General features: G+C 60.4%; 22 protein-coding genes and 1 pseudogene. 14 read left to right on the forward strand and 9 right to left on the reverse strand.

Annotation, left to right across the window (positions count from 1 at the left end; translation table 11 throughout):
• Positions 1-152: 152 nt before the first annotated feature.
• Complete coding sequence (gene serB / locus ACIOMO_RS22035) at positions 153-1367, forward strand: phosphoserine phosphatase SerB (RefSeq protein WP_053116753.1); 1215 nt, start codon at positions 153-155, stop codon at positions 1365-1367.
• A 104-nt stretch (positions 1368-1471) separates the two neighbouring features.
• Here the strand turns inward: serB and ACIOMO_RS22040 are convergent, their stop codons facing one another.
• From ACIOMO_RS22040 to ACIOMO_RS22055, 4 genes are all read right to left on the reverse strand, one after another.
• Complete coding sequence (locus tag ACIOMO_RS22040) at positions 1472-3223, reverse strand: molecular chaperone (RefSeq protein ID WP_401243569.1); 1752 nt, start codon at positions 3221-3223, stop codon at positions 1472-1474.
• A 245-nt stretch (positions 3224-3468) separates the two neighbouring features.
• Complete coding sequence (asd, locus tag ACIOMO_RS22045; RefSeq protein WP_053116755.1) at positions 3469-4329, reverse strand: archaetidylserine decarboxylase; 861 nt, start codon at positions 4327-4329, stop codon at positions 3469-3471.
• A gap of 18 nt (positions 4330-4347) precedes the next feature.
• Positions 4348-5163 carry a thiosulfate sulfurtransferase gene (gene rhdA / locus ACIOMO_RS22050; RefSeq protein ID WP_159811706.1) on the reverse strand — a complete coding sequence of 272 codons (816 nt, stop codon included), beginning with the start codon at positions 5161-5163 and terminating at the stop codon, positions 4348-4350.
• Between the two features lie 42 nt (positions 5164-5205).
• Positions 5206-6744, reverse strand: coding sequence for an HDOD domain-containing protein (locus ACIOMO_RS22055; RefSeq protein ID WP_401243572.1), 1539 nt, complete (start codon positions 6742-6744; stop codon positions 5206-5208).
• A 166-nt stretch (positions 6745-6910) separates the two neighbouring features.
• Between ACIOMO_RS22055 and motA the strand changes: the two genes are divergently transcribed.
• Together motA and motB are read left to right on the forward strand one after the other, a co-directional pair.
• Positions 6911-7762: a flagellar motor stator protein MotA gene (gene motA / locus ACIOMO_RS22060; protein WP_053116758.1), complete on the forward strand. Its 852-nt coding sequence runs from the start codon at positions 6911-6913 to the stop codon at positions 7760-7762.
• A 3-nt stretch (positions 7763-7765) separates the two neighbouring features.
• The gene (motB, locus tag ACIOMO_RS22065) at positions 7766-8824 is read left to right on the forward strand and encodes a flagellar motor protein MotB (RefSeq protein ID WP_401243574.1); all 1059 of its coding nucleotides are present in this window, start codon (positions 7766-7768) and stop codon (positions 8822-8824) included.
• Positions 8825-9098: 274 nt separating this feature from the next.
• Here the strand turns inward: motB and ACIOMO_RS22070 are convergent, their stop codons facing one another.
• The 4 genes from ACIOMO_RS22070 to rsgA all read right to left on the reverse strand — a co-directional run bounded on the left by ACIOMO_RS22070 (position 9099) and on the right by rsgA (position 12196).
• Positions 9099-9584, reverse strand: coding sequence for a toll/interleukin-1 receptor domain-containing protein (locus tag ACIOMO_RS22070; protein ID WP_053116761.1), 486 nt, complete (start codon positions 9582-9584; stop codon positions 9099-9101).
• Positions 9584-10543, reverse strand: coding sequence for a caspase family protein (locus ACIOMO_RS22075; protein ID WP_053116762.1), 960 nt, complete (start codon positions 10541-10543; stop codon positions 9584-9586). The genes ACIOMO_RS22070 and ACIOMO_RS22075 overlap by 1 nt, the downstream gene beginning before the upstream one ends.
• A 2-nt stretch (positions 10544-10545) precedes the next feature.
• A complete protein-coding gene (locus ACIOMO_RS22080; protein WP_401243577.1) occupies positions 10546-10953 on the reverse strand; it encodes a TIR domain-containing protein in 408 nt (135 codons plus the stop codon).
• 211 nt (positions 10954-11164) lie between these two features.
• Positions 11165-12196 carry a small ribosomal subunit biogenesis GTPase RsgA gene (gene rsgA / locus ACIOMO_RS22085; protein ID WP_007915800.1) on the reverse strand — a complete coding sequence of 344 codons (1032 nt, stop codon included), beginning with the start codon at positions 12194-12196 and terminating at the stop codon, positions 11165-11167.
• Positions 12197-12303: 107 nt separating this feature from the next.
• On the opposite strand from rsgA, the gene orn reads away from it, so the two are divergent.
• Positions 12304-12846 (forward strand): oligoribonuclease, encoded by a 543-nt coding sequence (orn, locus tag ACIOMO_RS22090; protein WP_122593819.1) that lies wholly within the window; start codon positions 12304-12306, stop codon positions 12844-12846.
• A gap of 183 nt (positions 12847-13029) precedes the next feature.
• Positions 13030-13641, forward strand: a complete 612-nt coding sequence (locus tag ACIOMO_RS22095; protein WP_053116765.1) for a trimeric intracellular cation channel family protein — start codon at positions 13030-13032, stop codon at positions 13639-13641.
• Positions 13642-13731: 90 nt separating this feature from the next.
• Here the strand turns inward: ACIOMO_RS22095 and queG are convergent, their stop codons facing one another.
• On the reverse strand, positions 13732-14796 hold the full coding sequence (gene queG / locus ACIOMO_RS22100; protein WP_159815244.1) for a tRNA epoxyqueuosine(34) reductase QueG: 1065 nt from the start codon (positions 14794-14796) through the stop codon (positions 13732-13734).
• A 63-nt stretch (positions 14797-14859) separates the two neighbouring features.
• Here queG and ACIOMO_RS22105 point away from each other — a divergent pair, with 63 nt between their 5' ends.
• From ACIOMO_RS22105 to hflC, 9 genes and pseudogenes are all read left to right on the forward strand, one after another.
• Positions 14860-16359, forward strand: a complete 1500-nt coding sequence (locus ACIOMO_RS22105; protein ID WP_401243580.1) for an NAD(P)H-hydrate dehydratase — start codon at positions 14860-14862, stop codon at positions 16357-16359.
• Positions 16347-16817 (forward strand): tRNA (adenosine(37)-N6)-threonylcarbamoyltransferase complex ATPase subunit type 1 TsaE, encoded by a 471-nt coding sequence (gene tsaE, locus ACIOMO_RS22110; RefSeq protein WP_053116768.1) that lies wholly within the window; start codon positions 16347-16349, stop codon positions 16815-16817. The genes ACIOMO_RS22105 and tsaE overlap by 13 nt, the downstream gene beginning before the upstream one ends.
• Before the next feature lie 3 nt (positions 16818-16820).
• Entirely contained in the window at positions 16821-18254 is a 1434-nt protein-coding gene (locus tag ACIOMO_RS22115; RefSeq protein WP_218586048.1) for an N-acetylmuramoyl-L-alanine amidase, read from the forward strand.
• 8 nt (positions 18255-18262) lie between these two features.
• On the forward strand, positions 18263-20164 hold the full coding sequence (mutL, locus tag ACIOMO_RS22120; protein WP_401243586.1) for a DNA mismatch repair endonuclease MutL: 1902 nt from the start codon (positions 18263-18265) through the stop codon (positions 20162-20164).
• A complete protein-coding gene (gene miaA / locus ACIOMO_RS22125; protein ID WP_053116771.1) occupies positions 20164-21135 on the forward strand; it encodes a tRNA (adenosine(37)-N6)-dimethylallyltransferase MiaA in 972 nt (323 codons plus the stop codon). Before mutL ends, miaA begins: the two co-directional genes overlap by 1 nt.
• Before the next feature lie 95 nt (positions 21136-21230).
• On the forward strand, positions 21231-21491 hold the full coding sequence (gene hfq, locus ACIOMO_RS22130; protein WP_007902656.1) for an RNA chaperone Hfq: 261 nt from the start codon (positions 21231-21233) through the stop codon (positions 21489-21491).
• Between the two features lie 12 nt (positions 21492-21503).
• Entirely contained in the window at positions 21504-22805 is a 1302-nt protein-coding gene (gene hflX / locus ACIOMO_RS22135; RefSeq protein WP_401243583.1) for a ribosome rescue GTPase HflX, read from the forward strand.
• 96 nt (positions 22806-22901) lie between these two features.
• A complete protein-coding gene (gene hflK / locus ACIOMO_RS22140) occupies positions 22902-24074 on the forward strand; it encodes an FtsH protease activity modulator HflK (RefSeq protein WP_053116773.1) in 1173 nt (390 codons plus the stop codon).
• Positions 24074-24769, forward strand: a pseudogene (gene hflC, locus ACIOMO_RS22145) (protease modulator HflC); the annotation flags it as partial. The gene hflK and the pseudogene hflC, both read left to right, overlap by 1 nt.
• Between the last annotated feature and the right edge of the window lie 19 nt (positions 24770-24788).

The following is a 24788-nucleotide window of genomic DNA, read 5'->3' on the forward strand; positions in this document are numbered from 1 at the left end:
GGTTCAGGCACTGGCGCCGGCTCGGGGGCGTAGTTGGCGTGCAGTTGACGCGCAGTATAGCGACAGGCCCTAGACCGGCAAAGCGCTGACGGTGCCCGATGGTCACTGAAAGTGGGTAGAATGCGGTTTTTTTCCAGTTGCGGGGGTGCGCGTTGCGCGAAATCGTCCTGATTAACATCACGGGAGTCGACCGTCCGGGTCTGACGGCAGCCATTACCGGTGTTCTGGCACAAGGTGGTGTGAACATTCTCGATATCGGTCAGGCGGTGATCCACGACACCCTGTCGTTCGGCATCCTGGTTGAAATTCCCGACTCCGAGCAAGGCAAATCCGTGCTCAAGGACATCCTGTTCAAGGGCTATGAGCTCGACCAGCAGGTGCGCTTCACCCCGGTGTCCGAAGAGGATTACCAGCAATGGGTGGGCAACCAGGGCAAAAAACGCCACATCGTGACCTTGCTGACCCGCAAGGTGACCGCCGGCCAATTGCAGGCCGTCAGCTCTATCACTGCTAAATACGGTTTGAACATCGACCACATCGACCGTCTGTCGGGTCGCATGCCGCTGGACACGCCAGCGGACAAGGGCAAGGGCTGCATCGAGTTTTCCGTGCGTGGCGAAGCGGCCGATCCGCAGGCACTGCGCGCTGAATTCCTCAGCGTCGCCCAAGAGCTGAACGTCGACATCGCTTTCCAGGAAGACTCGCTGTTCCGTCGCAACCGTCGTCTGGCCGTGTTCGACATGGACTCGACGCTGATCGAAGCCGAAGTGATCGATGAGCTGGCCAAGGCTGCCGGTGTCGGCGAACAGGTGTCGGCCATTACCGAACGGGCGATGTCCGGCGAGCTGGATTTCCGCGCCAGTTTCAAAGAACGTCTGGCGCTGCTCAAAGGCCTTGACGTCAGCGTGCTTGATTCGATCGGCGCGTCGTTGCGTCTGACCGAAGGCGCGGAAACGTTGTTCGCCGAGCTCAAACGTCTGGGTTACAAGACCGCGATCCTGTCTGGCGGCTTCACCTATTTCGCCAAGCAATTGCAGGCCAAACTTGGCATCGACTACGTGTTCGCCAACGAACTGGAAGTGGTCGACGGCAAGTGCACCGGCGTGGCGATCGAGCCGATTGTTGATGCGCAGCGTAAGGCTGATTTGCTGAAAGAGTTGGCGCATAAAGAAGGTTTGCGTCTGGAGCAGACCATTGCCGTGGGCGATGGCGCGAACGATCTGCCGATGCTGGCGATTGCCGGGTTGGGTGTGGCCTTCCGCGCCAAGCCGTTGGTGAAACAGTCGGCGAAGCAGGCGATTTCGACTTTGGGGCTGGATGGTGTGCTGTATTTGCTGGGCTTCCGTGATCGTGATGGGCAGCTTTAAGATTTTTGCTGTCTGAGCTGGCCTCTTCGCGAGCAAGCCCGCTCCCACATTGGAATGCATTTCAAAAGTGGGAGCGGGCTTGCTCGCGAAGGCCGCGCCTCGGTCTAGAGTGACTTCCACAACGAATCAAAATCCTCCTCGCTCCCGCCATTCTGCGCGGCCTCCAGCGAGCGGTAAGCGAACTGATTAAAACTGTGCGTACTCGCCACCCGCCGATCCAGCCCGGCGCGGTGTTCTTCGCCGTGGGTGTTGATCAGCACTTTGCTGCCTTCCTGAAACGGCAGGCGCGGCGCCAGCAGTGTCGCGGGCACGTCGATGGCGCTGATCTCCGGCAACAATAATCCACGCAAATACTGGCTGTGATCGTCCCGCGAACGCACCAGTTGCAAGCCGCAGGGCTGCGCGTGTGGCGCCACCAGTTCAATGCCCATTTGCGTGCCGCCGCCGCGCACCTGACGAATCCAGCGAATCACCGCGATGCTCCAGCCCAGACTGACGCTGTCCTGAATGCCGAGCATTTCCCCGGCCTGCAATTCGGCGGGCACTTCTTTCGGCCAACCCAGGCAGTAACCGCCGGGGCTGTGATTGATCACGGGCAACGCATAAGTCGGATAGTGCGGTGCGGCGTCGGCGCTGCTTTCGTCTTCGCCGAGATGGTCGTACTGGATTTCTTCGTAGGGTAAAAACTGCTCGTTGTTCTGTGGTGCGGCATCGAAGGCCTGGCTCCAGCTGTCCTTTTCACCCTCGGCCACGGCGTGGCTGAAATTCGCTGCGCGGGCGCCGGGATGTTTGAGCATGTCGCTGAAACTGCGCTCGCCGCCAAGGTAGAAGTGCAGGGCGCTCATGCCCACGCACACGGTCAGATTGCCTTGGCCGACAGTGCGCTGAAAACTGCGCTCGGCCGCTTCGCCCCACGTCGCGTGTAAATGTTGCAGCGTGTCGAAACTCAGCCCGGTCGGGACGGGCAAAGGCTTGGACGTGTCCTGATGCAGCAAATGCGCTTCGAGGGTATTCACCAGCGGTTGCGGATCGAAGCCGAGCAAACCGGCGCGTTGCTCACTGCGGAACATGCTGCGGTAACGCGGGCCGACATCGAGTTCGGCGCTGATCGCAAACAGGCCGTCGTCGGGCGTACCGGGGTGCAGCTTGAGCAGGGCGCTCCATGGTTCAAGCACTTCGGCAAGGCGGGCGATCTGGTTCTGGCGCAGTTGATTGCAGCGGGCGCTGCCGAGGAGCAGGGCGGCGATGTAGGTTTGTTCGAGGCTCAGCTCGGTGGTCAGGCTGGCCAGATCGTCATGCACACGCCGCTGTTGCAGCTGCAATTCACACGCGATGCGATAGAGCTGATGCAGTTCAAACCACAGATGCTCTGGCGGCGGACTGTACAGCTGCGTGGCACGAACCAATTGACCCTTCAACGCATGCGCCGCGCGCTGCAACGCCAAACCGAGCAGTGCTGCACGATCCTTGCTGTACTTCGGCGTAATCCGCAGAACGATCTGTTTGTAACCGATCGCCAAATGACTTTGCAGGGCTTGGCACAGATTGCTGATCTTGCGCGAACGCTCATCGAGCATGATCGCTTGATGCAGGAAATGTCGCTCCAGATGCTGACAGACGAAATACACCTCGGGCCGCAGCAATTCGAGCAGGTGCAGACGATTGTCGCTGGGGGTGAGTAATTGGTTGAGTTCGCCGAGGCCTTGATACAACTGGCGGGCGGTTTCGCCGATGTTGGCCTTGGGCAGGCCGGCGATCCAGCGCTTGAGGTCGCGCGGGGTGGCTTCGCAAAATAACAGGCGCGGCTGATTCGGGGTCGGGGCGCGCAGCTGTGGGGGAGAGATGGTCTGGCTCATGCCAAAAACCATAGCAGCAAATAAGCGAGCGGGTGTTCTGCCTCAACGCATCGTCATTGACGATGCACACATAACAACGTGTAGGAGCTGCCGTAGGCTGCGATCTTTTGATCTTGATCGTTCCCACGCTCTGCGTGGGAATGCAGCCGTGGACGCTCCGCGTCCAAAGATCAAAAGATCGCAGCCTACGGCAGCTCCTACAGAGGTATCGACCGTCAGGGGAATCCATGACGGTCGATGCGTACTCAGGCGTTTGGCAGTGCCAGGCCTTGGCCCATCTGCACTGGCGAACCGGCAACCAGTTCTTCAGCCCATTTCACTTGATCCGGGCCGAACAGCACGATTGCGGTCGAGCCCAGTTTGAAGCGGCCCAGTTCAGCACCTTTCTCCAGATGGATCGGCGCACGCGCGGCTTCGTCGTAGCGGAAGGTTTTCAGCTCGCGCTTCGGCGGGGTGACCAGACCGGCCCACACGGTTTCAATCGAAGCGACGATCATCGCGCCGACCAGCACCACCGCCATCGGGCCGCGCTCGGTGTCGAAAATGCACGCCACGCGCTCGTTGCGAGCGAACAGTTCCGGCACGTTTTCAGCGGTGGTCTGATTCACCGAGAAGATCCGGCCCGGGATGTAGACCATCTCGCGCAGGGTGCCGGCCAGCGGCATGTGCACGCGGTGGTAGTCCTTCGGCGACAGGTAAATAGTGGCGAAGTCGCCGCCCATGAACGGTGCCGCATTGGCCGCATCACCGCCGAGCAGTTCCAGCACACTGAAGCTGTGGCCCTTGGCCTGGAACACGCGACCGTGTTCGATCGGGCCGAGCTGGCTGACCGCACCGTCGGCCGGGCTAAGGATCGCGCCCGGGGTTTCGTCCAGTGGACGCGCGCCGTCTTTCAGGGCGCGGGTGAAGAAGGCGTTGAAGTGCTCGTAAGCGGTCAGGTCCTCCACCAGCGCTTGCGACATGTCGACTTGATAACGCTTGGCGAACCACTGGGTGAACGCATTTTTGAACCAGCGCACGCGGCACTCGGCAACGCAGCCGGCTAGGCGCGACAGCAGGTGATGAGGCAGCAGGTACTGACTGAGGATAAACAGACGCTCTTTCATTAGTTGTCCTTAAAAACCTTAAATCTCGACTGGCGTGTCAGGGTGGTTGCCCCATTCGCCCCAGGAACCGGCGTAGCCTTTTACCCGCGGATAACCGAGGGATTTGGCCACCAGATAAGTGAAGCCCGACCGGTGATGGGTCTGGCAGTGGGTAATGATTTCTTTGTCCTTGGTGATCCCGAGGTCTTCGAGGATCTGCGGCATGTCAGTACGAATGCGCAGCTGACGCGCCTTGTCCATGCCCGCCGTCCATTCAAAATTGACCGCGCCGGGGATGTGCCCGGCCTTGGCGGCCAGCACTTTCTCGCCGGAGTATTCCAGCGGCCCGCGCGCATCCCAGATCGCCAGATCGGCAGCCCCGAGACGGCTTTGCAGGTATTCGCGGGTCGCGGTCGGCTCGTCGTGCAGGGTCAGCGGCAGCGGACCACCGACCGCTGCCGGCACTTGAATCGACATCGGCATGCCATCCGCCAGCCACGCCGGCAAACCACCGTCTATATAGTGGTACTTGTGGTGACCGATCACGTCGAGCAACCAGATGAAACGCCCGGCCCAGCCGCCACCCTCATCGTCGTAAACCACGTAGACCGCGTCCTTGCGATGGCCCAGCTCACCGAACAATGCTTCCAGATCGGCTTTGGCCGGCAGCAAACCCGGCGCCGGCGGCTGGCCGAGCTGGGTACGCTTGGGGTCGACAAAGCGCGCGCCGGGGAGATGTCCCTCGGTGTAGCGGGCGGCACTGGTCAGATCCACCAGAATCAGCTCTTCAGACTCAAGCCGAGGCAGCAGGTCGCTCGGTTCGATGACGAGCGGCAAGCCAGAGAAGTCAGACATGCGAGGTCTCCAGAGCACAAAGGGGAGGATTGTAGCGCAGCCTCATCGGCCACGGCTGCTAAAGCTGTGCAGGGCTTTTTCGATGCACTGCGCGGTTTTGCCAAAGGCCTGCACGGTGATGTCGGCAAACGGCCCGCCGCCCTGATCGGCGACAACGATCATGATCACCCGGCCATTGTTGACCAATGAACGCAGGAACAGATGCTCACCGCGAAACAGCGTGCGCAGGCCCGATGGCAGCAACGCGGAAAATTGTGCGTTGTTGTCCGGGTTGATCCGCACCTGCGCCTGTTGCGCGAGCAAACGTTGCAGCACGCTGCTCTGGCTGACGACAAAATTCAGCGCTGCCGCTTCTTTCGGCAGGCCGAAGGTTTGATTCACGCGCAGATTGGATTGCGTGCGGTCAGCCATCAGGATCATCACCCGACGCATGCCGCTGGCCACCAGCGCATCGCGGGCGGCAACGGTCAGGCTCATGGCATTGGTGAAACGGCTCGGCTCAGCCAGCAGTTCGGCGCATTGCTTGCGCCACTGGCCCAAATCTTCAGAGGTCGGCGCGGCGGCGGGCAGCATGCCGGCCGGCAAGCGACGGGTGCCCCACGGCCACAGCAGGGAAACGGCCGGGTGCCACAAATCAGGCATCGCATGTTGCCGGGCACTGTTCGCGGCTTGTTGGTGCAACTGTTGCTGCACCTCGTCCATGGAAATCTGCAGATACAGGCTGGTCAGGTACTGCCAGCGTTCACTGTGCGGGCTGTCCCAGGCCTGTTGCGCCGACAGCGCCAGACCGTTGGCCAGCAGCACGGTGTTGGCCGGTTGATTGAGCCAGCGGCGCAGGGTCGGGTCATCGTCGAGGCGATTTTGCTGGCGCAGCGGGTGTTCGCTGTCGCGGGCGATGCGCAGCACTTTGACCAGTTCACGCTGTTCGCTGAGCAGCAATTTATAGCCTTGCTGCACCCAGATCGGCAGGTGCCAGACCGCAACCAGCGCTTCCGCGATCCGCAGCAGGCGCACGCCGAACAATTGCTTTTCGACGGTGCGCGCCGACTCGCCCTTGTGGATAACCCGCAGCTCCCACTCTTCGAGCAACTGTGGATAAGTCAGCGCCAGCGGCCACAGCGGCGACAGAAATAACAGGCTGCCCCAATGAATGTCCTGCCACAGCCGCGCCAGGCGACTGGCGAAAAAGCCATTGGCCTGTTGCGTCGCGTGCTGGCTGATCATCTGCAATTGGCGCAGGGCCTTGGGGATTTGCATCTGCGGTTCGGCTGGCAGGCGCGCGAGCAGTTCTTCGGTGCGGGCGAGGCCGAGACGGTTGATCGCCACTTCAAGATTTTCCGCCGGCGTGCCCATGTTGCTGTGGGTGTGACGATTGGCCTCACGGATGATGCTCAAGGCCAGCGCCGGGCTGTCCTGCATCAAATCGGCGATGTCGCGCAGCGAGCTGCGGTTATCGCGGATCGCTCGGCAAACCTTGTCATGCGCCTCTTGCGGCACGGGCAGGCGAACGCTGTCGAGCAGCTTGACCCAGCCTTCGAGGGTGGTCGGTTTTGCGTGTGGGACGTTCGTTTCATTAGCCATGTCTGGACGGGATCTTCATCTGCTTTAGACGCGCCCGGCATGGGCTAAATTGGCTTTTCGCCTGAACTGGCTATAGTCTGGCGCAGTTTTGCCGATAAGTAGAAGAAGAGATTTTTTAACTTCCGAATATGACCTTGAACCCGACTTAAATAAGTACTTTCTACCTATGGCTAAAATTATCGGCATCATCGTCGTATTCGCGAGCGTGCTCGGCGGATACGTGCTTTCCCACGGCAAAATTGCCGCCCTGATCCAGCCTTTCGAGGTGTTGATTATCGGTGGCGCGGCACTCGGTGCGTTCCTGCAGGCCAACCCCGGCTACATGACGATGCACGTGCTCAAGAAATCCCTGAGCATGTTCAGTTCGCGCTTCACCCACACGTTCTATCTGGAAGTGCTGGGTCTGATCTACGAGATCCTCAACAAGAGCCGCCGCGAAGGCATGATGGCCATCGAGGGCGACATCGAAGATGCCGCCGCGAGCCCGATCTTCGCCAAGTACCCGGCCGTGCTCAAAGACGAACGCATGACCGCGTTCATCTGCGATTACCTGCGGATCATGTCGTCCGGCAACATGGCCCCGCACGAGCTGGAAGGCTTGTTCGACATGGAGCTGTACAGCCTTAAAGAAGACCTCGAACACCCATCCCACGCGGTGAACGGCATCGCCGACGCCATGCCGGGTTTCGGTATCGTTGCGGCGGTACTCGGTATCGTGGTGACCATGGCTTCGCTGGGTGAAGGCGATCAGAAATCCATCGGTCTGCACGTCGGTGCGGCACTGGTGGGTACCTTCTTCGGTATTCTCGCGGCGTACGGTTTCTTCGGCCCGCTGGCGCATTCGCTGGCCCACGATGCCAAGGAAGAGCTGAACGTTTACGAAGCCATCAAGGCCTCGCTGGTGGCTTCGGCTTCCGGCATGCCGCCATCGCTGGCAGTGGAGTTCGGGCGCAAGGTTCTGTACCCGGCGCACCGTCCAAGCTTCGCCGAGCTGGAACAAGCGGTTCGCGGTCGCTAAGTCATGGAAAATAATCAGCCGATTATCATCAAGCGCGTCAAGCGCATAGCCGGTGGGCATCACGGCGGGGCGTGGAAAATCGCCTTCGCCGACTTTGCGACGGCGATGATGGCGTTCTTCCTCGTGCTGTGGCTGTTGTCCACCGCCACACCCGAGCAGAAGATCGCCATCGCCGGTTATTTCAAAGACCCGGTCGGCTTCTCCGAAAGCGGCACGCCGTACATCATCGACTTGGGCGGCACGCCGACCCTGGCACCGGAAAATACCCTCAACCCTGAGGTGAAATCCCAGCCGCAACCAGACAAGGTCACCGTCGACACCGAACAGGTAGAAGGCATGGCCGAGCAGGTCGAGAAAGAACGTCTGGAACTGCTCCTGCAAGAACTGCAGAACAAGGTTGACGAGAATCCGCAGCTGCAGAAATTCAAGGATCAGATCCTCTTCGAGATCACCCCGAATGGTTTGCGCATCCAGATCATGGACGCTGAAAACCGGCCGATGTTCGACTCAGGTTCTGCACGCCTGAAGCCGTACTTCGAAGACATCCTGCTGGCGATGGCCGATACCATCAAAGCGGTGCCGAACAAAATCAGCATCAGCGGCCACACCGACGCCAAGCCGTACACTGGCACTGGCGATTTCGGTAACTGGGAGCTGTCGGCCAACCGCGCCAACGCTGCACGTCGTGCACTGGTAGCGGGTAGCTATCCGGATGCGCAGGTGGCGCGGGTTGTCGGTTATGCCTCTTCGGCGTTGTTCGACCGGGAAAACCCGTTCAACCCGGTCAACCGCCGCATCGACATCGTCGTCCTGACCAAAAAGGCCCAGGAAGCGATCGAGGGCGCGCAAGGTGCGGACGCGGCGAAACCAGTCGATGAAAGCCACAACGGCGCCACCCCGGCAGCGCCGGTTGATCCAAATGCTCTGCCGGCGGATCAGCAACCGGTGCCGCCGCATGAGCTGCGTGAACGGCTGAACTTGTTTGATGACGCCGCGCCGAAACCGGCGGAACCGGGGAGTGCGGCGCCAGCGCCGGCGCCGGCTCCTGCGCCGAAGCAGTAAGAGACGAAAAAGCCGACAGAGATGTCGGCTTTTTTTTGTGGCTGGCGGTTTGAGATTTGGTGTGGCGCCAAGAGCACCCCCTCACCCCAGCCCTCTCCCCCAAGGGGTAGAGGGGAAAGGGAGCCGATCTTCATGCTGTTCAGAATCTGCGTACGACTCAGGAATTTCAGGTCGGCGTACCTCGAACATTCACCACGGTCAGTCCCCTCTCCCTCCGGGCGATCCGACGTTTCGGGAGGGCTAGGGTGAGGGGCTCTCAAGCCAGACCGACCAATCAAAATCCCCGCCGAATCCTGCCCTTCAACTGATCATGAAACTGCTCAGCATTCCTCTTGTAAGTCCCCTTCATCGACTCACTCATCGAATCCAGCATCACCGAACGCTTATTCGTCACTTCCTCACGATAAGCATCAATAAAGAAATCCAGATCTTTATCCGTACTCAATTTCGGCCATTTATCCAGATACAGCGGCAGCTCCGCCGGCCCGGTCTTGAACGAGCAGATCCGTCGGTTGCTGATAGTCGCCTCGCCAATCTCGAACGGCACCCACCACGACGAAGCCGTCCGCTCCGACACCACTGCCAGCAAGTGCGTGCACTCGGTGATGTTGCGGGTGATGACGCCGGTGATGTCGTCGGTGGTCTGCGATTCCGGATCGAGCACATCCAGGTAGGTCTTGATGTTCGCCTGTTTCAGGCGACTGTTGATCGCCATGGCCTGCATACGATCCATGTGGCGGTAGCTGATAAACACAGGCATCAGAAGTGTCCTTTGATTGCGAGTTCGCGGTAGTAGGCGCCGAGCGCGGTGAGGCGGCAGCCTGTGGAGTGGAGGGCGGCGTAGTACATGTGCTCGGCGTCGACCGGTTCGATCAGGCTGTGGCGATTGCACTTCTGCAGTTGCGCGAAGACCTCGCCGTGTTCCGGATTGAAGCTGGCTTCGGTCGGTTCGTAGCTGGGGTCGAGCGGGTAGGTCGATTCGGCTTCGGCAAACCATTCGGGCAATTTGCGCAGGATCTCTTTGGGGATCAGCGGCGAGACTTCGCGCAGGGAAATGAACTGCGACACATTGGTCTTGAACACCGGGCGTTGTTCCCAAGCGTCGAGCGCGTTATCGACAAAGGAATAGAGGCTGCCGGGCGTGATCTTGCCGAGAATGTTCGCCGCGCCGCCATGCAATGCTTGAAGCAGCAAACCGGTAAACACGCCGTGTTGCGCGCCTTCCATGGCCGGTTCTTCCTTTTTGCACGCGGTCAGAATGGTCATGCCTTCGCCGACCACACTGCTTTCGCTGCGCAAGGCGCGCACTTCACCGGCGGCGCCGCTTTGGCAGCAATCAAGGATGATCACTTTGTTCTTGATGCGCGTGGCTTTGCTCGCCCAGTTGAGGATGTCGCTGATGCGGATGCCGTCCTTGGCGTTGCGATAATCCTGGGGCAGCAACATGCCTTCGTCATTGTCGGTATCGAAACCGCCATGCCCGGCGAAATACAGCAGGGCGACATTGCAGTCGCCGGAAAACAGCTCGCGGATCTGGTCTTCGAGCATCTCCCGACCCAGGTAATCCTCAGCCGACGTCAGCACGACATTCTTGAAGTTGGGGTCGCCGTCGGCGTCGGTTTTCAGCACCGAGGCCATGGCCATGGCGTCATTGCTGCAACCGCTCAGGCGCGAAATATGCGTGTAGTCGTTGATGCCGATAAACAGTCCCTTGCGCATCATCAGGCCGCCGTGTGCAGGCGGATCGCGCTGACGATGCTGTTGGTGTTCCACGCGCATTCGGCGTGTGCGGCGTTACGCACCACCGTGGAAATGCGCTCGGCGCCGAACGGTTTCACCGCGATGATCACCTTGCCCATGCGCTTGGCGATCTCGATTTCCTTGTTGATCCACTTGCTGTAGGTCGAATACATGCCGGCCATGATCAGCACCGCCGAGCACGGACGAATCTTGTTTTCGATGGCTTCTTCGAGCTGTTTGTCGGTCTGCGCGCCCATGATCGGGTTGTGCGGCGGCACCGAAAAATTCTTGTAGGTGAAGTCGGGGTGGGCACTGAGCAGGCGCACCAGATTGTCGTGGGCGTGGGAGTAGTTCCACGAGTGGCTGATGAACAAATGGTAGGTTTGCATGGGGGTTCCTCTGGGGCGCGAACGTGCGACGAGGAACTCAATGTAGGCTCATGAAACGTGCCCACAAGGCTTGGGCGAAGAAAGAGAAATGTCCTGCAAGCAGGCGTGCAAAAGTCCTACAGAAAAGACCGATGTTTAAAAAAGGGAGGAGGGTGTCAGGGGAAAACCGACATCCGGCAGCCCTTGGGGAAAGGGCTGCCGGTGCGACTGTTTAATAGCCGTTTTCGGGCAGGCTGGCGATGATCGAGCGGTAGCTGTTCATGCGCTGTTGCTGAACGCGGCCGTCTTCCAGTGCCTTGAGCAAGGCGCAACCGGGCTCGCGGTCGTGCTTGCAGTCGCGGAAACGGCAAGTGCCGAGCAGGTCGTCGAACTCGATGAAACCGGCTTCAACATCGGCACGGCTGACGTGGCCCAGGCCGAATTCACGGATACCCGGGGAGTCGATCAGCTCACCGCCACCGGGGAAGTGGAACAGGCGCGCGGTGGTCGTTGTGTGCGTGCCCTGACCGGACAGCTCGGACAGCGGCCCGACGCGGGTTTCGACTTCAGGCAGCAAGCTGTTGACCAGCGACGACTTGCCGACACCGGACTGACCGACGAACACGCTGATGCGTCCGTCGAGCTGCTTTTGCAGCTGTTCCATGCCGTCACCGTGGTGCGCCGACACTTCCAGCACCGGATAACCCAGCGTGCGGTACACCGCCAGCAGCGCATTGAGCGCCGGTGCGTTGTGCTCGTCGATCAGGTCGAATTTGTTCAGCAACAGCAACGGGCGGATGCCGGCGTGTTCGGCGGCTACGAGATAGCGGTCGATCAGGTTGGCATGCGGCTCGGGCAGCGGCGCGAAGACGATAACGATCATGTCGACGTTGGCCGCGACCGGCTTCAACTGGCCTCGGCTGTCCGGACGGCAGAGCTCGGTGGTACGCGGCAATTGCGCGACGATCACACCGATGCCCTGATTGCCGGCACGCCAGACAACCGTGTCGCCGGTCACCAGCGCAGGCAGGTTGGCGCGCAAGTGGCAGCGAAAAACCTGGCCGGCCTGTTCGCCGTCAATGGCCTCGACTTCGACTTGCACGCCGAAGTGAGCGATCACCAGGCCGGTCTGTTCCGGGCCCAGGTCGCCGCCCTCCAGGGCTTCGACAGCCGAGGACTCGCGTTTGGCGGCGCGTGCGGCGCGTTCGCCCTGAATCTTTTCGATGCGCCAGTTTTGACGACGATTGAGTTGGCGTTTGGCCATGGGTGTTCCGTCTGAAGAATGCAGCGATTAGGTAAAACGGCCGCGAGTTTAGCACGCCCGGCAGCCGGCCTAGGCTAAACTGCGCAGCATTGCTCAGGAGCCGAAACATGCAAAACCCGCAGAATCTGATCTGGATCGACCTCGAAATGACCGGCCTTGACCCGGACAACGACGTCATCATCGAAATGGCCACCATCGTCACCGACAGTGACCTCAACACCTTGGCCGAAGGCCCGGTGATCGCCATCCACCACAGCGACGAAGTGCTCGCGCGCATGGACGAGTGGAACACCCGCACCCACGGCAACTCCGGCCTGACCCAGCGCGTGCGCGACAGCCGCATCAGCATGGCCGAAGCCGAAGCGGAAACCATCGCCTTCCTCGAGAAATGGGTGCCGAAGGGCAAGTCGCCGATCTGCGGCAACAGCATCTGCCAGGATCGGCGCTTCCTTTATACCCACATGAAAGGGCTGGAAAGCTACTTCCACTACCGCAACCTCGACGTCTCGACGCTCAAGGAACTGGCCGCACGCTGGGCACCGGACGTACGCGACAGCTTCAAAAAGGGCAGCACCCATTTGGCGCTGGACGATATTCGCGAATCGATCGCCGAGCTGCAGCACTACCGCAAGCACTTCATCAAGTTCTGATGCGATCCCTGTAGGAGCTGCCGAAGGCTGCGATCTTTTGATCTTTCTTTGAACCTGAAAAATCAAGATCAAAAGATCGCAGCCTTCGGCAGCTCCTACGGGGTTTTGTGTTTGCTGTGGCGCCCTCTTTTGGTGCTGCACCGAAATGGCTAGACTGCGCGCCTTCCTGACTGGATCGCCACCATGTTGCTGATGCTCTATCTGATCGCCATCACCGCTGAAGCCATGACTGGCGCGCTGTCTGCCGGCCGTCGTGGCATGGACTGGTTTGGCGTGGTGCTGATCGCCTGCGTCACGGCATTGGGCGGCGGTTCGGTGCGCGACGTACTGCTCGGACACTACCCGCTGACGTGGGTCAAACACCCGGAATACCTGGTGCTGACCTCGGTCGCAGCAATGTTCACAGTATTCACCGCCCGCTGGATGCGCCACCTGCGCTCACTGTTTCTGGTGCTCGACGCCGTCGGTCTGGTGGCCTTCACCCTGATCGGCTGCATGACCGCACTGGAAATGGGCCACGGCATGTTGGTGGCCTCGGTCAGCGGCGTGATCACCGGCGTCTTCGGCGGCATCCTCCGCGACATCTTCTGCAACGACATCCCGCTGATCTTCCGCCGAGAACTCTACGCCAGCGTCTCGTTCGCGGCGGCGTGGTGTTACATGCTTTGCCTGTATCTGAATGTGCCAAGCGAGCAGGCGATCCTGATTACGTTGTTCGGCGGTTTCCTGCTGCGCCTGCTGGCGATCCGCTTCCACTGGGAAATGCCTAAGTTCGTCTATAACGATCAGCCGTAACGCGATATTCCATGTAGGAGCTGCCGAAGGCTGCGATCTTTTGACGTGCAAGATCAAAAGATCGCAGCCTGCGGCAGCTCCTACTGGGGATTATGCGATTCCGTGTTGTTTCAGAGCCCATTCGACGTGTTCTTGTACCAGCTCTGACGGATAATCCCGCCGCGCCTTCAACGCTTCCAGCACTGGAATGCTCGACGGCGCATTACCGAGCCCTACTGCCAGATTGCGCAACCAGCGTTCATACCCGGCGCGGCGCAGCGGTGAGCCTTCGGTGCTGCTGAGGAATTTATCCTCGTCCCACATAAACAACTCAGCCAGTTCCGCATTGTCCAGATTGTGCCGTGGTTTGAAGTCGCTCTCCCCAGAGGGTTTGGCGAAACGGTTCCACGGGCAGACGATCTGGCAGTCGTCGCAGCCGAACACGCGGTTGCCGATCAGTGGGCGCAGGTCTTCGGGGATCGCGTTTTTCAGTTCGATGGTCAGGTACGAAATGCAGCGTCGCGCGTCCAGCACATACGGGCCGACGAAGGCATTGGTCGGGCAGATGTCGAGGCACGCGGTGCAGCGGCCGCAATGTTCGGTGCTGTGCGGATCATCGACCGGCAACGGCAAGTCGACGAACAACTCGCTCAAGAAGAAGTAGCTGCCAGCCTTACGGTTCAGCACCAAGGTGTTTTTGCCGATCCAGCCCAGCCCGGCCTGCTCGGCGATGGCTTTTTCCAGCACCGGCGCGCTGTCGACAAACGCCCGAAAACCGAACGGGCCGATCTCGGATTGAATCTTGTCGGCTAATTGCTGCACACGTTTACGGATCAATTTGTGGTAATCGCGGCCCAAGGCATAACGCGAGACGTAGGCTTTTTCCGGTTGGGCCAGGCGTTTGGCCATTTCGGTGTCGCCCGGCAGGTAGTCCATGCGCAACGAAACCACGCGCAACGTGCCCGGCACCAGTTCTTCGGGGTGCGAGCGTTTGCTGCCGTGGGCGCCCATGTAGTCCATTTCGCCGTGGTAGCCGGCCGCGAGCCAGCGCTGCAGATGCTGTTCATGCTCGGCGAGATCCAGACCGCTGATGCCGACTTGCTGAAAGCCCAGCTCGCGGCCCCAATCCTTGATCGATTGGGCGAGGGCGGGCAGGTCTGTGGTGATGGCGGACATGAGGCGAGAGAAACCGGAGCTGAGGTGCGTATAATTCTGCCAGACATCGGAGCCCGAAGACGCATGCCGCACACGAAAGATGAATTACCCGACGCGCTGTATGGCGCCGCACAGGTGCGCGAACTCGATGCGCGGCTGATTGCCGCCGGCACGCCGGGCTTCGAATTGATGCAGCGCGCGGCGCATGCAACGTGGCGCGCGCTGGTTCGGCAATGGCCGTCGGCGACCGAACTGACGGTGCTGGCCGGGCATGGCAACAATGCTGGCGACGGTTATCTGGTCGCGGCCATGGCACAGCGAGCCGGCTGGCAGGTGCGGGTGTTGGCAGTCGGCGATCCGCAGCGATTGCAGGGCGATGCCGCGCTGGCCCATGCCGAGGCGCTGGCTGAAGGCGTCGCGGTGCAAGGCTGGCAGGCTCACAGCGAACTGCGCGGCGTCATTCTTGATGCGCTGCTTGGCACCGGCCTGAACGGTGACGTGCGCGAGCCTTACCTGTCGACGATCAAAGCCATCAACGCCAGCGGCTTGCCGGTAACTGCCGTCGACATTCCTTCTGGTTTATGTGCAGACACTGGGTATGTGCTCGGCGGCGCCGTGCAGGCTGATCTGACGGTGACCTTTATCGGGCTGAAACTCGGTTTGTTCACCGGCGATGCGGCGGATCACGTCGGCTCGTTGCTGTTTAATGATCTGCAAGCCAGTGCCGACATCTATCGTGACATCCCGGGCATCGCCCAACGGCTCAACCCGGCTAATCTTCCGAAACTGGCGGCGCGTAGGCCGACTTCGCACAAGGGCCGTTTCGGCCATGTGTTGCTGATCGGTGGCGATCACGGGTTTGGCGGGGCGATCCTGCTCAGCACCGAAAGCGCCTTGCGCAGCGGCGCCGGCATGGTTTCGCTGGCGACGCGCCCGGAGCATGTCCCGGCTGCGCTGACTCGTGTGCCGGAGGTGATGACGCTCGGCACATCGTCGGCCAATCAATTGATGGGTTTGCTGGAAAAAGTCTCAACACTGGTGATCGGCCCCGGACTCGGCCAGGCCAGTTGGGGCCGGGCGTTGCTGTCAGCAGCTGCCAATGCGCCGTTGCCGCAAGTCTGGGACGCCGACGCGTTGAACCTGCTGGCGAGCGGTTTGGTGAAGCTGCCCAAGGATTGCGTGATCACCCCGCATCCCGGCGAAGCGGCGCGGCTGCTCGGCATCAGTACCGCCGAAGTGCAGGCTGATCGACCGGCCGCCGCGCGGGCATTGAGCAAAAAATACGCAGCGACTGTAACTCTCAAAGGTGCCGGTACTCTGATCGCACATCCCGATGGGCGTCTGGCGCTGTGTCATCAGGGCCATCCGGCGATGGCGACGGCCGGGTTGGGCGATGTGCTGGCCGGTTTGACCGGCGCGTTGCTGGCGCAGGGTATGCAAAGTTTCGACGCCGCGTGTCTGGCCGTGTGGCTGCACGCCAACGCCGGGGCGCAACAAGGCAAATTGGGCCGTGGGCTGGCGGCCAGTGATCTGATTCCAGCCATTCGTCAGTTGTTGGAGGAGCAAGCACCGTGTCTGAAGTAACCCTGTACCTGGCCGATGAACAGGCCATGAGCGACTTTGGCGCACGGATCGCCCGCGTGACTCAGGGCCACGGCCTGATTTTTCTGGAAGGCAACCTCGGGATGGGCAAAACCACGCTGTCGCGGGGCATCATTCGTGGCCTGGGCCACGTGGGCTCGGTAAAAAGTCCGACCTTCACATTGGTCGAGCCCTACGAGATCGGTGACGTCCGCGCCTTCCACTTCGACCTGTATCGATTGGTCGATCCGGAAGAGCTGGAGTTTCTCGGCATCCGCGATTACTTCGAAGACGATGCGCTGTGCCTGATCGAGTGGCCCGATAAAGGTGCAGGCTTTTTGCCAAAGCCTGACCTGACCATTACCATTAGCCCGCAAGACAGCGGGCGTTCGCTGAAAATTTTATCCCAGGGCTCGCGTGGCGAGGCCTGGTGTGCCGCTTTGGCATTGGAATCCAATTAAATGATGGGGTTAGGTATGCGCTTTCGCGCGTTGGTGGCTGCCGTTGGACTGTTGTTGATGGCAGTAACCGTCAACGCTGTGGCCGATTCAAAGGTCAACAGCGTGCGCTTGTGGCGAGCGCCGGATAACACGCGACTGGTCTTCGACCTGAGCGGCCCGGTGCAGCACAGCGTCTTCACCCTGACCGCTCCGGATCGGCTGGTGATCGACATCAATGGCGCCACATTAGGTGCGCCGCTGAAATTGCAGACCGCGAACACCCCGATCACCGCCATGCGCTCGGCACAACGCACGCCGACCGACCTGCGCGTGGTCATCGATCTGAAAAAAGCCGTCACGCCAAAAAGCTTCTCGCTGGCGCCGAACGGGCAGTATGGCAACCGTCTGGTGGTCGATCTGTTCGACAACGCAGCCGACGCCGAACCCGCTCCAACACCTGCGCCGACCCCTTCGGTCGCGACCATACCAGCAGTGCCGGTCACCCCGACAGAACCGGCGATCAAGTTGCCGCCAGCCCCGGCCGGCAAGCGCGACATTATTGTGGTGATCGACGCCGGCCACGGTGGCGAAGACCCGGGTGCGTCCGGTTCGCGCGGGCAGCGTGAGAAAGACGTGGTGCTGCAGATCGCCCGCGAACTGCAACGTCAGGTCAACGGCATGAAAGGCTTCCGCGCCGAACTGACCCGTACGGGCGACTACTTCATCCCGTTGCGTGGCCGTACCGAAATCGCCCGCAAAAAAGGCGCCGATCTGTTCGTGTCGATCCACGCCGACGCCGCGCCTTCTGCGGCAGCCTTCGGCGCCTCGGTGTTTGCCCTGTCTGATCGCGGCGCAACCTCGGAGACTGCGCGTTGGCTGGCCGACAGCGAAAACCGTTCCGACTTGATCGGTGGTGCCGGCAACGTCAGCCTCGACGATAAAGACCGCATGCTCGCGGGCGTATTGCTCGACCTATCGATGACCGCCTCGCTGACTTCAAGCCTCAACGTTGGCCAGAAAGTCCTGACCAACATCGGCCGCGTCACGCCGTTGCACAAACAGCGCGTGGAACAAGCCGGGTTTATGGTGTTGAAGTCGCCGGACATCCCGTCGATCCTGGTCGAAACCGGGTTTATCTCCAACGCCAACGAGGCGAACAAGCTCTCGGCCTCAAGCCACCAGCAAGCGCTGGCGCGTTCGATCAGCAGCGGCGTGCGCCAGTTCTTCCAGCAGAATCCGCCACCGGGCACCTACATTGCCTGGCTGCGTGATTCCGGAAAAATCGCCCAAGGCCCGCGCGATCACCGCGTCGGCCCGGGTGAAACCCTGGCAATGATCGGTGTGCGTTATCAGGTGTCGCCGGCGACATTGCGCAGCGCGAACAATCTGAAAAGTGATGAGCTGAAAGTCGGCCAGCACCTGACCATTCCTGGCACCGAACTGGCGTCCAAAGAATGAACGAAGTGCTGAACGCTGCCGCGCGCATCGAACTGCTCAGCCCACGGCTGGCGAACCAGATTGCCGCCGGTGAGGTGGTTGAACGTCCGGCCTCGGTGATCAAGGAGTTGCTGGAAAACAGCCTCGACTCCGGCGCCAAACGCATCGATGTCGATGTCGAGCAGGGCGGCGTCAAGCTGCTGCGCGTCCGTGATGACGGCAGCGGTATTTCCGCCGATGACCTGCCGTTGGCGCTGGCCCGTCACGCCACCAGCAAGATCCGCAACCTCGAAGACCTCGAACAAGTGATGAGCCTCGGTTTCCGGGGTGAGGCACTGGCGTCGATCAGCTCCGTGGCGCGCCTGACCCTGACCTCGCGTACCCGCAATGCCGAACAAGCCTGGCAAGTTGAAACCGAAGGTCGCGACATGGCGCCGCGGGTTCAACCGGCGGCCCACCCGGTCGGCACCTCGGTGGAAGTTCGTGATCTGTTCTTCAACACCCCGGCGCGGCGCAAATTCCTCAAGACCGAAAAAACCGAATTCGATCACCTGCAAGAAGTGATCAAGCGTCTGGCGCTGGCGCGTTTCGACGTGGCTTTTCATCTGCGCCACAACGGCAAAACCATCCTCAGCCTGCACGAGGCCCACGATGATGCGGCCCGCGCACGGCGAGTGGCAGCGATTTGCGGTTCGGGTTTTCTTGAGCAGGCGCTGCCGATCGAGATCGAGCGCAACGGCCTGCACTTGTGGGGCTGGGTCGGTTTGCCGACCTTCAACCGTAGCCAGGCGGATTTGCAGTATTTCTTTGTGAATGGCCGGGCCGTGCGCGACAAACTGGTCGCCCATGCGGTGCGTCAGGCCTATCGCGACGTGCTGTTCAACGGCCGTCACCCGACGTTTGCGCTGTTTTTCGAAGTTGATCCGGCGGCAGTCGACGTCAACGTCCATCCGACCAAACACGAAGTGCGCTTCCGTGACGGGCGCATGGTGCACGACTTCCTTTACGGCACGTTGCACCGCGCGTTGGGCGATGTGCGGCCGGAAGATCAACTGGCCGGCTCCGTCACCACTGCCGTCGTTCGTCCATCCGGCCTCGATGCCGGCGAGTTCGGCCCGCAAGGCGAAATGCGTCTGGCGGCCAATGCGCTGCTCGAGCAACCGCAGGCACAACCGGCGTTTAACACCTCCTCCGGGGCCAGCGCTGGCGGCGCTTACCAGTATCAATACACGCCGCGCCCGCAGTCGGGCATGCCGCCGGCCGCCGAGGCGCAGGCTGCGTATCGCGAGTTTTTTGCGCCGCTGCCTGAAGCCAACGCCAATGCACTGCCGGCCGGTCAGGAAGACATTCCGCCGCTGGGTTACGCGCTGGCGCAGCTCAAAGGCATCTACATTTTGTCTGAGAACGCCCAAGGCCTTGTGCTGGTGGACATGCACGCCGCTCACGAGCGGATCATGTACGAGCGCCTGAAGATCGCCATGGCCAGCGAAGGCCTGAGCGGTCAGCCATTGCTGGTGCCAGAGTCGTTGGCAGTCAGTCAGCGCGAAGCCGATTGTGCTGAAGAGCACGCCGCATGGTTTCAACGTCTGGGCTTTGAACTGCAGCGACTGGGCCCGGAAACTCTGGCGATCCGCCAAATTCCAGCCTTGTTGAAGCAAGCCGAAGCCAACCGCTTGGTCGGCGATGTACTCTCGGACTTGATGGAGTACGGCACCAGCGACCGGATTCAGGCGCACCTGAATGAACTACTCGGCACCATGGCCTGCCACGGTGCGATCCGCGCCAACCGGCGTTTGGCCCTGCCGGAAATGAACGGCCTGCTGCGTGATATGGAAAACACCGAGCGCAGCGGTCAATGCAACCATGGCCGACCGACCTGGACCCAATTGGGCCTGGACGATCTGGACAAACTGTTCCTGCGCGGTCGTTGATGAGCCAGCTCCCTCCAGCGATTTTTCTGATGGGCCCGACCGCTGCGGGCAAGACTGATCTGGCCATCGAGCTGACCAAGGTGCTGCCGTGCGAGTTGATCAGTGTCGATTCGGCGCTGGTCTATCGCGGCATGGACATCGGCACTGCCAAGCCTTCCAAAGAACTGCTGGCCGAACATCCGCACCGCTTGATCGACATTCTCGATCCGGCGGAGGCGTATTCGGCTGCGGATTTCCGTCGCGACGCGTTGCAAGCGATGGCGGAAATCACCGCGCGCGGAAAAATTCCGCTGCTGGTCGGCGGCACCATGCTCTATTACAAGGCGCTGGTGGAAGGGTTGGCCGAGATGCCGGCGGCTGATCCCGAGGTGCGCGCGCAGATCGAGGAAGAGGCTGCACGCCTTGGCTGGCAAGCCCTGCACGACCAATTGGCGGTCATTGACCCGGTGTCAGCAGCGCGGATTCATCCGAACGATCCGCAGCGCTTGAGTCGGGCGCTGGAAGTCTATCGAGTCAGCGGTCAGAGCATGACTGCCCTGCGCGCACAACAATCTGCGCAAAGTACTGAAGCAGCCGCTTCGGGACTGCAACAATTGCCCTATACTGTCGCGAACTTGGCCATTGCCCCGGCAAACCGCCAGGTACTGCACGAGCGCATTAAACAAAGATTCACAATTATGTTGGAACAGGGATTCATCGACGAGGTCGTAGCCCTGCGTAAAAGAAGTGACCTGCATTCAGGGTTGCCGTCTATACGTGCGGTAGGCTACCGCCAAGTCTGGGATTACCTGGATGGCAAGCTGACGTTGGCCGACATGCAGGAGCGCGGCATCATCGCCACGCGCCAATTAGCCAAGCGCCAGTTCACCTGGCTGCGCAGCTGGGAAGATCTACACTGGCTGGACAGTCTTGATTGCGACAATCTGCCACGCGCCTTGAAATACCTTGGGACCATCTCCATATTGAGCTGAGTCCTTGCAATTGCCGTCTATCCTTGGGGGTGTGGCGGCTAAAGCCATCTGAATTACCTATTTTTTATTATTGAATCCTTAAAGGAGTGCGGCACATGTCAAAAGGGCATTCGCTACAAGACCCTTACTTGAATACTTTACGTAAAGAGAAAGTTGGGGTTTCCATCTACCTGGTCAACGGTATCAAACTGCAAGGCACGATCGAGTCGTTCGACCAGTTCGTGATCCTGCTGAAAAACACCGTGAGCCAGATGGTTTACAAACACGCTATCTCGACAGTAGTGCCGGTTCGTCCAATTCGTCTGCCTAGCGCAACCGAATCCGAAGCAGGTGACGCTGAGCCAGGTAACGCCTGATAGGAGTCTCCTTTGTTCTTTGAGCGCCACGGTGGTGGTGAGCGAGTAATCCTCGTTCACTTGGAGGGACAGGACCCTGAGGCGCGCGAAGATCCGCAGGAGTTTCAGGAATTGGCTAATTCGGCCGGCGCCGAGACCGTTGCGTTTTTTAACGTGCCGCGTCATCGGCCAACCGCCAAATACCTGATTGGCAGCGGCAAGGTCGAGGAACTGCGCGACCTGGTCAAAGCTGAAGAAGCCGATCTGGTGATTTTCAATCACATCCTCACGCCCAGTCAGGAACGTAACCTCGAACGTGTTTTCGAGTGTCGCGTGATCGACCGTACCGGCCTGATTCTCGATATTTTCGCCCAACGCGCCCGTACCCATGAAGGCAAGCTCCAGGTCGAACTGGCCCAGCTTGACCACATGAGCACCCGCCTGGTTCGTGGCTGGACTCACCTTGAGCGTCAAGGTGGCGGTATCGGCATGCGTGGCCCGGGTGAGACCCAACTCGAAACCGACCGCCGTTTGCTGCGGGTTCGCCTGCGCCAGATCAAGGGCCGGCTCGAGAAGGTGCGCAGCCAGCGCGAGCAATCGCGTCGCGGCCGTTCCCGCGCGGATATCCCGACCGTTTCTCTGGTGGGATATACCAACGCCGGCAAATCCACACTCTTCAACAACGTGACGAAATCCGACGTCTACGCGGCCGACCAATTGTTCGCCACGCTGGATCCGACCCTGCGCCGTCTCGACATCGACGACCTGGGGCCGATTGTCCTGGCGGACACGGTGGGCTTCATTCGTCACTTGCCGCACAAGCTGGTTGAAGCATTTCGGTCTACCCTCGAAGAGTCGAGCAACTCCGATCTGCTGTTGCACGTGATCGATGCAGCAGAACCGGATCGCATGTTGCAGATCGAGCAGGTGATGGTGGTGCTGGGCGAGATTGGTGCCCAGGACTTGCCGATCCTCGAGGTCTATAACAAACTCGATTTGCTTGAAGGCGTTGAGCCACAAATCCAGCGCGACGAAAACGGCAAGCCCCAGCGGGTCTGGCTTTCGGCGCGTGATGGCAGTGGTCTGGAATTGCTTGAACAAGCCATCTCCGAATTGCTCGGCAGTGATTTGTTTGTCGGTACCCTGCGCTTGCCGCAACGATTCGCCCGACTGCGTGCGCAGTTTTTCGAGCTCGGTGCGGTACAGAAAGAAGAACACGACGAAGAAGGCATCAGTTTGCTGGCCGTTCGTTTGCCCCGGGTCGAGCTGAATCGACTGGTAAGCCGCGAAGGATTGCAGCCGATGGAATTCATCGAGCAACACACTTTGCAATAAAAGCCTGAAGAAGCGGTTGTGCCGTGACGGCAGGCATTCTGTAGCATTGGTCGGCGCGCCGTGGGTGCGTCTTTGCTTTATCAGATGGAGAGCGCTATGGCTTGGAATGAGCCGGGTGGCAACTCGAATAATCAGGATCCTTGGGGTGGCAAACGCCGCAATAACGGCGACCGCAAGGGGCCACCGGATCTCGACGAGGCCTTCCGAAAGCTGCAGGAAAGCCTGAACGGGTTGTTCGGTGGTGGTAAAAAACGCGGTGATGACGGCGGGGGTTCCGGCAAAAGCCGTGGCGGCTTCGGCGGTCTGATCGGCATCGTCCTCGTCGTGCTGGCGGCTATCTGGCTGTACAGCGCGGTCTATGTGGTCGACGAGCAGGAGCAAGCCGTGGTGCTGCGCTTCGGCAAGTACTACGAGACTGTCGGCCCGGGCCTGAACATCTACCTGCCGCCGATCGACAAGAAGTACATGGAAAACGTAACGCGTGAGCGTGCGTACACCAAGCAGGGCCAGATGCTCACCGAAGACGAGAACATCGTCGAAGTGCCGCTGACCGTGCAGTACAAGATCAGCAACCTGCAGGACTTCGTGCTGAACGTCGATCAGCCGGAAATCAGCCTGCAACATGCGACCGACAGCGCCCTGCGCCACGTGGTGGGTTCGACCGCCATGGATCAGGTGCTGACCGAAGGTCGTGAATTGATGGCCAGCGAAATCAAGGAGCGTCTGCAACGCTTCCTCGATACTTACCGCACCGGTATCACTGTGACTCAGGTCAACGTACAGAACGCGGCAGCCCCGCGTGAAGTGCAGGAAGCCTTCGATGACGTGATCCGCGCCCGTGAAGACGAGCAGCGTTCGCGCAACCAGGCTGAAACCTACGCCAACGGCGTCGTGCCGGAAGCCCGTGGTCAGGCCCAGCGCATCATCGAAGATGCCAACGGTTACCGTGACGAAACGGTCTCGCGTGCCAAGGGTGAGGCAGACCGCTTCACCAAACTGGTCGCCGAGTATCGCAAGGCACCTGAAGTCACCCGCGAGCGTCTGTACCTGGACACCATGCAGGAAGTCTTCAGCAACACCAGCAAGGTACTCGTGACCGGTAACAAGAACGGCCAGAGCAACCTGTTGTACCTGCCGTTGGACAAAATGATTCAGAACAGCTCGGGCAGCAATGCGCCGGTCACCGGTTCGGCCGCTGCCAGCAACAACACGGATGCCGCGCCGCACGTCACTGACCTGCCGCAGACGCGCACAAGGGAGACCCGCTGATGAGCAATAAATCGCTGATCGCCCTGATCGTTGGCGTCGTTGTGCTACTGGTGGGCTGGAACTGCTTCTACATCGTCGCTCAGACCGAGCGTGCGGTGCTGCTGCAATTCGGTCGCGTGGTTCAGGCTGATGTTCAGCCGGGCCTGCATGTGAAAGTGCCTTACGTTAACCAGGTGCGTAAATTCGACGCACGTCTGATGACGCTGGATGCACCGACACAGCGCTTCCTGACCCTGGAAAAGAAAGCCGTGATGGTCGATGCCTACGCCAAGTGGCGCGTGAAAGATGCCGAGCGCTTCTACACCGCAACTTCCGGCCTCAAGCAAATCGCCGACGAGCGTCTGTCCCGCCGTCTCGAATCCGGTCTGCGTGACCAGTTCGGTAAGCGCACCCTGCACGAAGTGGTGTCGGGTGAGCGTGATGCACTGATGGCTGACATCACCGCATCGCTGAACTCGATGGCGGAAAAAGAGCTGGGTATCGAAGTTATCGATGTCCGGGTCAAAACCATCGATCTGCCGAAAGAAGTAAACCGCAGCGTGTTCGAACGTATGAGCACCGAGCGTGAGCGTGAAGCTCGCGAGCACCGCGCCAAGGGTAACGAGCTGGCAGAAGGCATCCGTGCCGACGCCGATCGTCAACGCCGCGTGCTGCTGGCTGAAGCCTATCGTGAATCCGAAGAGGTTCGCGGTGACTGAGACGCCCACTCCGCTG

This window comes from Pseudomonas sp. NPDC087804 (genome assembly GCF_044742965.1).
Lineage (GTDB): Bacteria > Pseudomonadota > Gammaproteobacteria > Pseudomonadales > Pseudomonadaceae > Aquipseudomonas > Aquipseudomonas rustica.

Bases quoted from the DNA above. Each gene is read 5' to 3' on its own strand.
- rhdA (WP_159811706.1), bottom strand. From the start codon at position 5,163: ATGTCTGACTTCTCTGGCTTGCCGCTCGTCATCGAACCGAGCGACCTG.
- rsgA (WP_007915800.1), bottom strand. From the start codon at position 12,196: ATGGCCAAACGCCAACTCAATCGTCGTCAAAACTGGCGCATCGAAAAG.
- ACIOMO_RS22040 (WP_401243569.1), bottom strand. From the start codon at position 3,223: ATGAGCCAGACCATCTCTCCCCCACAGCTGCGCGCCCCGACCCCGAAT.
- ACIOMO_RS22095 (WP_053116765.1), top strand. From the start codon at position 13,030: ATGTTGCTGATGCTCTATCTGATCGCCATCACCGCTGAAGCCATGACT.
- motB (WP_401243574.1), top strand. From the start codon at position 7,766: ATGGAAAATAATCAGCCGATTATCATCAAGCGCGTCAAGCGCATAGCC.
- queG (WP_159815244.1), bottom strand. From the start codon at position 14,796: ATGTCCGCCATCACCACAGACCTGCCCGCCCTCGCCCAATCGATCAAG.
- motA (WP_053116758.1), top strand. From the start codon at position 6,911: ATGGCTAAAATTATCGGCATCATCGTCGTATTCGCGAGCGTGCTCGGC.
- asd (WP_053116755.1), bottom strand. From the start codon at position 4,329: ATGAAAGAGCGTCTGTTTATCCTCAGTCAGTACCTGCTGCCTCATCAC.
- ACIOMO_RS22105 (WP_401243580.1), top strand. From the start codon at position 14,860: ATGCCGCACACGAAAGATGAATTACCCGACGCGCTGTATGGCGCCGCA.
- ACIOMO_RS22115 (WP_218586048.1), top strand. From the start codon at position 16,821: ATGGGGTTAGGTATGCGCTTTCGCGCGTTGGTGGCTGCCGTTGGACTG.
- ACIOMO_RS22075 (WP_053116762.1), bottom strand. From the start codon at position 10,543: ATGCGCAAGGGACTGTTTATCGGCATCAACGACTACACGCATATTTCG.
- miaA (WP_053116771.1), top strand. From the start codon at position 20,164: ATGAGCCAGCTCCCTCCAGCGATTTTTCTGATGGGCCCGACCGCTGCG.
- hflK (WP_053116773.1), top strand. From the start codon at position 22,902: ATGGCTTGGAATGAGCCGGGTGGCAACTCGAATAATCAGGATCCTTGG.
- orn (WP_122593819.1), top strand. From the start codon at position 12,304: ATGCAAAACCCGCAGAATCTGATCTGGATCGACCTCGAAATGACCGGC.
- ACIOMO_RS22055 (WP_401243572.1), bottom strand. From the start codon at position 6,744: ATGGCTAATGAAACGAACGTCCCACACGCAAAACCGACCACCCTCGAA.
- ACIOMO_RS22070 (WP_053116761.1), bottom strand. From the start codon at position 9,584: ATGCCTGTGTTTATCAGCTACCGCCACATGGATCGTATGCAGGCCATG.
- hfq (WP_007902656.1), top strand. From the start codon at position 21,231: ATGTCAAAAGGGCATTCGCTACAAGACCCTTACTTGAATACTTTACGT.
- ACIOMO_RS22080 (WP_401243577.1), bottom strand. From the start codon at position 10,953: ATGCAAACCTACCATTTGTTCATCAGCCACTCGTGGAACTACTCCCAC.